Origin of the sequence: Asticcacaulis biprosthecium C19 (assembly GCF_000204015.1) — a bacterium.
In the GTDB taxonomy this organism is placed as follows: domain Bacteria; phylum Pseudomonadota; class Alphaproteobacteria; order Caulobacterales; family Caulobacteraceae; genus Asticcacaulis; species Asticcacaulis biprosthecius.
In genome coordinates this window covers 553,332-562,584 of sequence record NZ_GL883077.1, presented here as the reverse complement: position 1 = coordinate 562,584, position 9,253 = coordinate 553,332, and the positions used below count along the sequence as shown (strand labels likewise).

Here is a 9,253-nt window from a genome sequence, read left to right as displayed (position 1 = left end):
CTGAGCGCAGCGATAGCGATCGGGTGAGGGGCCTTCCGAAGACGTCTGAACACTGGACAGTTTAAGCAGCCCCTCACCCTAACCTCTCCCCGTAAACGGGGAGAGGGGATTCTATGGCGCTACCGCCCCGAAATCAGTGTCCGCCCGCCCTGGGTACGAGCAAACATGTCGGTGCGGTAGAAGTCCTTGGCTTCGGCGCCGGGCATATAGAAGTCACCCATGGTCACCGCCCGGGCAATATAGGCCAGGGTGAAGTTGCTGGACGATGACACGTCCAGAGCGGCAATGAACCGGTCATCGCGCGCTTCCTGGACCTTGGTCGGCGTCAACTGACCAATGAAGCGGAACGGCCCGTTCTGGGCGTCTTCCCCGGTCAAAGCCGCCTCGATCTCGAACCCGGCCGGCAGCGCATCATCGACCACGATCGGCCGCAACTCCGCCCGATCGGACCGGCCCGAAATGACCACGATCACCTTCTGGCCCTGGGTCAGGTTCGACGGATCAATCCGCGAGCCATCCATGGCGTAGAAGCTCTTCGTCAGGCTCAACCCGCTGGCCGTCGAAGCCGGCGCCGTCACCGGCGTACCGATCACCGTTACTGTGCGCCACAGCGGACCGGAGCCCGTATTCTTCAGCCGCACCGGCCCAAACTGACCGACACCGTAACGGACCACATGCTGGCTGCCCGGCAAGGTGCCGACACCGGCGGCTTCGATCTTGGTCACGCCGGCCGATTTCAGCATGTAGGACGCAGCGCGCAAGACATAGGCCTGTTCGATGGTGTTCATCTGCGACGGCGACTTCATCGCCTGTTCCAGACGCGGGATCAGCGACTGGGCGATATCGGCCTCACCGGCTTCATAGGCCAGGGCGATAACCCCGGCCAGGTCGCGCAGCGGCGACTGGTACCAATCGAACTGGTCGGCATAGCCCAGCTTGGCGATGGCGTCCTGGAAGGCGGCACGGCCGCGTGAGCGATCGCCCATCATGACCAGGCCGGCGGCCACCTGGGCCCTGGCCAGCGGCGAGTCTTCCGACTTGAACTGGACATCCTTGTACCAGCGCAGACGGGCCAGGTCGCCCGACTTGGCCTTGGCCATGACGTAGAGGGCATAGGCCGAGGCGCGCGACCGCAGACGCTTGGTCATTTCCGCGCTGGAAATGCCGTAATACGGGTTCCAGTAATAATCGACGCTCAGGCGGTAGTTGACGCTGACAAAGCCTTCCGGCTTGGCCATGGCGCGCATGGCCGAGACCGCCTTGTCGATGGCCTCCTGCGGCACATAGACGCCGCGCGCCCGGGCTTCCAGGAGGAAGTCGGTAGCATAGGCGCCGATAAAGCCGTCGGCTTGGCCGTCACCCACCCGCCACAGGCCGATGGCGCCGTCCTGCGACTGGCGATCCAGGATCTTCTGGACGGCGACGCGCAAAGCGCCCTGGGCCGGTTTGGCTGCTGACTTTCCGACCATGGATTCGTCGACATAGAGCCAAGGCGTCGCCGCCGAGGTCACCTGTTCGGTGCAGCCATACGGATACGTGTTCAGCATCGCCGCCAGCGGACCGGGATCGATATTGCGGAAAGGCGAGTAGCTGACCTCCACCGACACCGAACCGGGCTGCAGGCCGCTGAGCAGGGACGCATCGGGTGCCCACACCTCGTTGACGTTCTGAAGCTGGCTCATCACCCGGGTCTCCGGACCCCAGCCGTTGCGGGTCTGGATATTGAAGGCGTCGTTGAAGGCATAGCCCTGGCCGTTGAGCCCAATCTGCACCGTCGAGACACCGACGGTTTGCGGCGCGGTCAAGGCTATGGCTTCGATCGCCTTGTCGCCGCGGTCCAGATTGAAGGCCTTCTTGAAGGCCACGACAATGCCCTTCAACCCGTTGACCATGGCTTCGTACACGCCCGCCTTCCCGTCGACATTGTCGAGTTGCAGCGTGGCGAAGGCCCGGTCACCGGGGCTCAGGAACCGCGGCAGGGCCAGGTCGGCCACAACGGGTTCGCGCACCACGATGCGCTGTTCGCTGGACCCGACCTGTTCGTCCGTCCAGGCCACGGTCATGATCTTGAGCTCGCCATTGAACTTCGCGATCGGCAGGTGGACCACGGCCTTGCCGTTCGAACCGGTTGTCACCACGCCCGACCACAGGGCGATGGTGCGGATCGGCGTCGTGGTCAGCCCCTCGCCGCCCAGTTGGTCGCCACCGAACTTGGCCGGCGCCCCCAGGTTGGGATCGAGCAGACGGCCATAGTCATCATTATAATCGACGCCCAGGGCGCGCTTGCCGAAGTACCAGTCGACCGGATTGGGCGACTTGAACTTGGTCAGGTTGAGAATGCCCTGATCGACCACGGAGATTGAGACGCGCGCCTTGTCGCCGAACTTCAGTCCCTTGATCTCCACCGGCACATCGATGAAGCCCTGACCCTTGTTGTCGATGCGCGGCTTGAACGGCTGATCGCTCAGCGGGATATTGACCTGCAGCTTGCGCGTCTTGGGGTCGAGCGGGATATAGACCAGGCCCACGGCGCGGCGCGGCTTCGACGAATCGACCGGATCGCGCGGCTGGATGACACTGACCATGACATAGGCGCCGCCACCCCAGGCCGCGCTGGACTTCAGTTTCACCGTGGTGCCGCCTTCGCCGATCGTCACCGTCTTCATTTCGATGACGTGGTCTGTCGCAACCGCAATCTGAGCCTCGCCCTTGTAGGGCGCCTTCAGGGTCAGATCGATCGTGTCGCCCTGGGCGTAGGTCTTGGTGCCGGCGGTGACCCGGACCGAATCGGGGGAATCGGCGCCCTTGTCAGACGAGCCCCAGCCGGAGGAAAACTTCACCACCGTCTTGGCGCGGCCGACCGCCTCGACCTCGATACGGTAGTCGCCCCAGTCGAGGCCGCGCTCGAAATTGATGCCGGTATTGGCGTTGAGATCCATGGTCTTGCTGTCGACGATGACGTCGCGATGGGTCGAACGCCAACGCCACTTTCCGTCCGACAGGTACCAGTCATAGTCGTAGATTTCCGAGATCAGCGTGACCTTGACCCCCGGCACGGCGACCTTGTCGCCATTGGGATTAAGCGCGATCAGGCTGAAGCCGGTCTTGGGCGTATCGCGCCAGTTACCGTCCTTCTGCTCGGTCCTGACGCCCAGATACAGCGGCGCCCCCTTGATGCGCAGGGTCTGGCTTTCACGCACCGGCCGGCCACCGGGTTCGAACACCGACGCCGTCAGCAATACCGTCAGCGGCTGGTCGGTCTCCCCGGCCTCCGCGGCGTTGAACGGAATCGTGGCATTGCCGGCGCCATCGGTCGTGACCTCCGGCAGGTCGACATACTTTTCCTCATACGGCTTGCTCTGGTCGCCGAACTGATAGCCCTGATATTTCGGGAACGGATTAAGGTCGGCACGGATGCGCGCCTCACCCGTCACCTGCAGGCCCGAACCATTGGCACCGTAGAGATAGCGCGCCGCCACCGTCACCGGTCGGACTTCGGTCAGGCTCAGCAGCGGACGGTTGGCGTCGGCCTTGAGGTCGACCCCCAGCCGTTGCGGCGCGAAATCCTCGACCGCGAATGTGGTGCTGCCGGCATCACCTTCCAGGCCTTCCAGAACCACCTTGGCGGTCCATTGGCCGCGCGGCGCCGTCTTGGGCAGGGTCAGGTTGCCACCGGCATAGGCATTGGGCAGCTTGTCGAAGGCCAGGCGGAAGGCCTCGACCCCCGAAGGACGTGTGATGACCAGGAATCCCTTGCGATCCTTGATGGCACGGCCTTCATTGTCGCGCATCAGGGCGATCAGCCGCACGGTTTCGCCGGGACGATAGATGCCGCGGTCGGTATAGACATAGGAATCGACGCCCTGCCCTGCGACACGGCCATCGGTCAGGCTGGCCTCATCGGAACGGCCGCCAATGCCATGCGACGTCAGATCCATCGGCGTGCGATCGACCTCGACGGCCGTATAGTCGTCGCCCGGCCCATAGGCCATGATCATCTTCGCCTGTAACGCCTCGGAACCCTTGAGCAGGGCGCCATTGAAGGTAACGCGGCCATCGACGCCGGTCTTTACCGTGCCCAGGGTGTCGCCGTTCTGGGCGACCAGGTCGACCTTGACCCCGCCCAGCGGCTTGGCCGTTTTCAGCGACCGCACCACCACATCCATACCGTTCTGGCCACGATAGGTGGTCAGGGCCATGTCGGTATAGAGAATCCAGCGGCGGGCGCTGGGCGGCTGTTCATTGTCGTTCTTGTCGCGGCCGCCCGAGGCGTCCTTGACCTTGATGACATAGGCGCCAGCCTTCAGCGACTTCAGCACGGCGCCCAGCGGAAAGACGGTAGTGACGCGCTCGCCATTGCCAGACTGGACGGCGACCTTGCCGGTCCAGATCTTGACGCCGATATCGTTGGGGGAATCCTCACCCCATTCGTAGTCGTATTCGTCCTCACCCACCGGTTCCGGCGCCGAAACCGACTTGCGGACCAGGTTGCGGTCCGAGACGTGCCACACCTCGAAGGCCAGGCTGGAGACATTGACGGTCTCCACCGCCACGCCGTCGCTTTCCTCACGCGGCAGGATGACGCCATTGCCGGCAAAACCGACATAGGGCGGCTTTTCGCCAAAGGCGAAGTCGACGTCCTTGTTGGCCTTCAGGCTGTCCATGCCCTTGCCGGGCAGGCCCTTCAGGAGGGTAACGCGGCGGTCGTTAAAGCCGATGCCGGCAACGCACAGGGTGTCGTCTTTGACCGAGACGGCGGGGGCCGATGGCAGGGCCGGACTGACTACGACATAGTCGCCATAGGGCTTGGACGGGTCCAGCGGCTTGGAAAACTGGATACAGGCCTTGGGCGAGGCGCCCGATGTGTCGAGCGACGTCTGCCAGACATCGAAGCCAGCCGGCTTGGACTGAGCGGCGCGCCGGGCATTGGCGGCGCGCGGCTTGCCGAACAGGCCGGTGTCGGCACCCCCGATCAGGCCGCTGTCGCTGGCCGTGCCCATGGTCTGGGCCGACGGCGAGTCCGTCGCCTTGCCGGTCAGGAACCCGATGCCGAAGCCGGCCAGCAGCACGGCTGCCGCGCCCGCCAGAAGCGTCCTGTTATGCCAGTCGATCATGATGTCTTCCCCGTACGACCCGCAGGCCTGTCCACAGCCCTTGATAGATCGTTAATCGCAGACGAAAGCGCGGAATTTGGGAAGAATCAATCTTTGTTTTGTTAAATGCGTAAATACGTCTAATGAGTCGGTTCAACGCAACGAGAAGACCGGAAGGATTAATGATCCGCGACCGGTTCTCGGCCTGGAGATCGGGATAGCCTTGAGTAAATTTTCGCGCGTCATGGTGCTTGTGGTCGACGACAACCACTACATGCGGGTGATTGTCTGCACCATGCTGCGTTCCATGGGCATCAACCTGATCCGCGAAGCCTCCGACGGCATCGAAGCGCTGGAAATCGTCCGCGACTGGCGGCCGGATGTCATCGTTCTGGACCTGATGATGGAGCAGCTCGACGGTATCGAATTCACCAAGCTGATCCGCCGCGGTTCCGACAGCCCCCACCCCTATGTGCCGATCATCATGATGACCGGCCACACCGACCGTCGCCGGGTCCTGGAGGCGCGCGACGCCGGGGTCAACGAGTTCGTCGCCAAGCCCCTGACGGCGCGGGCGCTGATCGACCGGATGCGCAGCGTCATCGACAACGAACGCGGCTGGGTCAAGTCGGCCGCCTATATGGGGCCGGATCGCCGCCGCCGGACCATCGCGGACTACAAGGGTCCCTTTCGCCGCGTCGCCGACAAGGCCGAAGGCAAGATCTAAACGACAAATCCCTCTCCGCGGGGGGTGATCGCGGAGAGGGTTTATAGAGGTTACCTTTCTTTGGCCCGTTTCGGCTCTTTTTCTTTTGTCGTGAACGCCTATTCGTAGCCGTGCGCCGCCTCGTTGATGACCAGGGTCGGCATGGCGGAAAAGTCGACCGCCACCGGTTGCGGCAACCGCATCTGGAAGGTCTTGATGACGTGTTCCAGACGGCGGCGGGTTTCCTCGGCCGCCGCGCTCATCGGATTGAGGTCCAATGGGGCCAGGCAGTAGTCGATAATGGCCTGAGGCCGGATCATGGGTTCCATAGTCTTTCTCCTTTAGACTCCCAGATTTTGGGGTGCGCTAACGCATCGCTCCTTGAGCGCGGTTATTCAGCGGCGAACTGCGCCGTCTCAGTCGATTCCTTCATGGCCGTCGTGGATGACCGGCCCGAGGTGATGGTTTCGGCCACCCGGTCGAAGTAACCGGTGCCGACCTCGCGCTGGTGACGCGTCGCCGTATAGCCGCGTGACTCATTGGCGAATTCGCGCTGCTGCAGCTCCGAATAGGCCGCCATGCCGTGGTCGCGGTAACCGTCAGCCAGCTCGAACATCGAGTTGTTCAGGGCATGGAAACCGGCCAGCGTCACGAACTGATACTTGTAGCCCATGGCGCCCAGCTCGCGCTGGAAGCGCGCAATGGTGACGTCGTCCAGCTTGGCCTTCCAGTTGAAGGACGGCGAGCAGTTATAAGCCAGCAGCTTGCCAGGATGCTCCTTGTGCACCGCCTCGGCGAAGCGACGGGCGTCGTCGAGATCGGGGTGCGAGGTTTCCCACCACAGCAGGTCGGCGTACTTGGCATAGGACAGGCCGCGGGCAATGCAGTGGTCGAGGCCGGAACCCGGCTTGAGGCGGTAGAAACCTTCGACCGTGCGGTCGTCGCGATCAATAAACGGATGATCGCGTTCATCGACATCCGACGTGATCAGTTGCGCCGACTCGGCATCGGTGCGGGCGACCGTAAGCGTCGGTACGCCCATGACATCGGCCGCCAGGCGCGCCGCGATCAGGTTGCGCTCATGCGCCTGGGTCGGGATCAGCACCTTGCCACCCAGGTGGCCGCACTTCTTCTCGCTGGCCAGTTGGTCCTCGAAGTGTACGCCGGCGGCCCCCGCCTCGATGAAGGCCTTCATGATCTCGAAGCTGTTCAGCGGACCACCGAAACCGGCCTCGGCATCGGCGACGATCGGGGCGAACCACTCGCGCTTGGCGCCGCCTTCGGAATGCTCGATCTGGTCGGCACGTTGAAGCGTGCGGTTGATACGCCGGCACAGTTCCGGCGCTGCATTGGCCGGGTACAGCGACTGGTCCGGATACATGCTGGACGCGGTGTTGCTGTCGGCGGCGACCTGCCAGCCCGAAAGATAGATGGCCTTCAGCCCGGCGCGGACCATCTGCATCGCCTGGTTGCCGGTCATGGCGCCCAGGCTGTTGATGAAGGGTTCGGTATGCAGGAGATCCCACAACCGGTTGGCGCCGCGCTCGGCCAGGGTACAGGCGATCGGGAAAGAGCCGCGCAGACGCAGCACCTCTTCCGGCGTGTAGGGCCGCTCGATGCCGTCGAAACGGCCCGGCGGGGCGTTGGGAACCAGTTCGGCGAAGGTGGTCATGATCTCAGTCCTTGGTCTGGGGGGAGGTTTGCAGGGCTTGCGATTTCAAGCGCGCAGCCATCAGGGTGCCGGAGGCGAACAGCCCGAGGGAGGCAGCGTACACGGCGGCCAGCTCGAAGGGGTTGGGCAGGGGCAAGGGCTCAGGTGTCATAATTTGTCTCCTTTCTGGGCGGGATATCCGCCATGTCTGTGACATGATGAAACGCCATATTTTAAAGGATTGATAGACCGCTACACCGGCCATTTGCGTCATTTGGAAAAACATGACAGACTATGTTTTGTAAATTTTTGACAGACCATGGCAAACGTCGAACGAAAACTGTTCCTGGGCGGCCGGCTGAAGCGGCTGCGCTACGACCTGAACCTCAGCCAGACCCAGATGGCCGAGGATCTCGGCGTGTCGCCGTCCTATCTCAACCATCTGGAACGCAACCAGCGCCCGGTGACCGCCCAAGTGCTGCTGAAGCTGGCCGCGACCTACGATCTGGACCTGCGCACCTTCACCGACGACTCCGAGCCTTCGGGCGAGGCCGACCTCGTCGAAATTTTCGCCGATCCCCTGTTCAAGGATTTGCGTCTGCCCCGGCGGGAGATTTCCGAACTGGTGGCGTCGTCGCCCATGACCGCCGAAGCCATCACCCGGCTCTATCGCGCCTATACCGAACGCAAGAAGCGCGATATCCTCGCGATCGCGGAAGAGGATTCCGTCGATCAATCGCCTAGCGACTGGGTGCGCGACCAGATCCAGGGCCATCACAACTTCTTCCCGGAACTGGACGACCTGGGAGAACGGCTTTTCGAGACCCTGGGCAGCGATCCCCACACCCTGGAAGAGTCGGCCACCCGCCGGTTGTCCGCCCTGCACGGCACCGAGATCCGGCTGATGCCGGCCCAGGTGATGATGATGTACCAGCGCCGCTTCGACCCGCACCGCCGGCGGCTGATGATTTCGGAAACCCTCGGCGGCTCGTCGCGCCGCTTCGCCGTCGTCTATCAACTGGCCCTCTCCGAATACGGCGCCGACCTCAAGGCCATGGTCGAAAAGGCGCGCGCGCCGGATCTGGCGACATCGCGCCTCTACAAGATTGCCCTGATCAACTACCTGACCGCGGCGACCCTGATGCCCTATGGCCGTTTCCTGGAGGCCGCGCAAAGCAATGCCTACGACATCGAACTGCTGCGGGCGCCGTTCGAAACCTCATTCGAGCAGGCAGCGCAACGCCTCACCACCCTGTCGCGGCCGGGCCATCGCGGCGTGCCCTTCTTTTTGATGCGCATCGATTCCGCGGGCAATGTCTCGAAACGCTTTGCCGCCGGACATTTCCCGTTTTCGCGCTATGGCGGCGCCTGCCCGCGGTGGAATCTGCACCAGGCCTTCCAGACGCCGGGACGGATCATCACCCAGGTCATCCAGACCCCGGACGGCGTGCGCTATTTCACCCTGTCGCGGACGCTCGACAAGGGGCTGCGCGGCTATGGCGACGGCGCTTGGTCGGAACAGGCGGTGGGGTTGGGATGTGAACTGAAACATGCCGACAAGCTGATCTATGCCCGCGGCATTGACCTCAACAACCCCAATGCGGTCGAGACCGGCCCGATGTGCCGGCTGTGCGAACGGCCCAACTGCCGCGAACGTGCTGCCCCGCCAGCGGTCAAGACCCTGGCGGTGGACGAGTGGATCAAAGCCGTTACGGCGTTTCCCTTCTGAGAGACTGTTTGCAAATGAGTCAGGCTGGCCTGCAAAGCACTGTTTTCTGCGCTTCCGGTGCTCACGTACTTAAG

The 9,253-nt window shown here is 63.2% G+C and carries 6 protein-coding genes; 2 read left to right on the top strand and 4 right to left on the bottom strand.

Annotation, left to right across the window (positions count from 1 at the left end; translation table 11 throughout):
- Nucleotides 1–119: 119 nt before the first annotated feature.
- Nucleotides 120–5,114: an alpha-2-macroglobulin family protein gene (locus ABI_RS02930; RefSeq protein WP_006271334.1), complete on the bottom strand. Its 4,995-nt coding sequence runs from the start codon at nucleotides 5,112–5,114 to the stop codon at nucleotides 120–122.
- 202 nt (nucleotides 5,115–5,316) lie between these two features.
- Here ABI_RS02930 and ABI_RS02925 point away from each other — a divergent pair, with 202 nt between their 5' ends.
- Entirely contained in the window at nucleotides 5,317–5,820 is a 504-nt protein-coding gene (locus ABI_RS02925; protein WP_006271331.1) for a response regulator, read from the top strand.
- Nucleotides 5,821–5,918: 98 nt separating this feature from the next.
- Here the strand turns inward: ABI_RS02925 and ABI_RS02920 are convergent, their stop codons facing one another.
- The 3 genes from ABI_RS02920 to ABI_RS24850 all read right to left on the bottom strand — a co-directional run bounded on the left by ABI_RS02920 (nucleotide 5,919) and on the right by ABI_RS24850 (nucleotide 7,622).
- On the bottom strand, nucleotides 5,919–6,128 hold the full coding sequence (locus ABI_RS02920) for a hypothetical protein (RefSeq protein ID WP_006271330.1): 210 nt from the start codon (nucleotides 6,126–6,128) through the stop codon (nucleotides 5,919–5,921).
- A gap of 62 nt (nucleotides 6,129–6,190) precedes the next feature.
- Nucleotides 6,191–7,471, bottom strand: a complete 1,281-nt coding sequence (gene aceA / locus ABI_RS02915; RefSeq protein ID WP_006271329.1) for an isocitrate lyase — start codon at nucleotides 7,469–7,471, stop codon at nucleotides 6,191–6,193.
- 4 nt (nucleotides 7,472–7,475) lie between these two features.
- Nucleotides 7,476–7,622 carry a hypothetical protein gene (locus ABI_RS24850; RefSeq protein ID WP_006271328.1) on the bottom strand — a complete coding sequence of 49 codons (147 nt, stop codon included), beginning with the start codon at nucleotides 7,620–7,622 and terminating at the stop codon, nucleotides 7,476–7,478.
- A gap of 147 nt (nucleotides 7,623–7,769) precedes the next feature.
- Between ABI_RS24850 and ABI_RS02905 the strand changes: the two genes are divergently transcribed.
- A complete protein-coding gene (locus ABI_RS02905) occupies nucleotides 7,770–9,179 on the top strand; it encodes a helix-turn-helix domain-containing protein (protein ID WP_006271327.1) in 1,410 nt (469 codons plus the stop codon).
- Nucleotides 9,180–9,253 lie beyond the last annotated feature (74 nt).

Excerpts from the sequence above, each read along its gene's own strand:
- ABI_RS02905 (WP_006271327.1), top strand. The coding sequence starts at position 7,770 with ATGGCAAACGTCGAACGAAAACTGTTCCTGGGCGGCCGGCTGAAGCGG.
- aceA (WP_006271329.1), bottom strand. The coding sequence starts at position 7,471 with ATGACCACCTTCGCCGAACTGGTTCCCAACGCCCCGCCGGGCCGTTTC.
- ABI_RS02930 (WP_006271334.1), bottom strand. The coding sequence starts at position 5,114 with ATGATCGACTGGCATAACAGGACGCTTCTGGCGGGCGCGGCAGCCGTG.
- ABI_RS02920 (WP_006271330.1), bottom strand. The coding sequence starts at position 6,128 with ATGGAACCCATGATCCGGCCTCAGGCCATTATCGACTACTGCCTGGCC.
- ABI_RS24850 (WP_006271328.1), bottom strand. The coding sequence starts at position 7,622 with ATGACACCTGAGCCCTTGCCCCTGCCCAACCCCTTCGAGCTGGCCGCC.